Below are 318 nucleotides of genomic sequence, written 5' to 3'. Positions count from 1 at the left end.
GGGTGACGGTGCACACGCTCAGGCACTCCTTCGCCACGCATCTGCTCGAGAACGGCACCGATATCCGCATCATCCAGGTGCTGCTTGGCCACAACAATCTTTCCTCGACGGCACGCTACACCAAGGTCTCGAACGGCCTCATCCGGCGCACGACGAGCCCGCTCGACAGGCTGAACGTTGAAGTGGTGCCGCCGGGCTGACCGGTTCCGCCCGTGTCGGCGAGACTGTAGGTGGCGGATATCTTCGGCCGCCACGGCGTGGGGTCGCGGCAGGTTGATGACGGCCATCTCTGACGTGTCGAGCGGCGTGGGATGAGCG

At 65.1% G+C, this 318-nt stretch carries 1 protein-coding gene; it reads left to right on the top strand.

What is annotated here, in order from left to right:
• A partial coding sequence (locus EN845_RS34435; protein WP_135931317.1) for a tyrosine-type recombinase/integrase occupies positions 1-200 on the top strand: 200 nt, incomplete at its 5' end.
• Positions 201-318 lie beyond the last annotated feature (118 nt).

Source organism: Mesorhizobium sp. M8A.F.Ca.ET.202.01.1.1, from assembly GCF_004791595.1.
Classification (GTDB): Bacteria; Pseudomonadota; Alphaproteobacteria; order Rhizobiales; family Rhizobiaceae; genus Mesorhizobium.
Note: the sequence above shows the minus strand (reverse complement) of the source record. Positions and strands in the feature narration are given on the sequence as shown.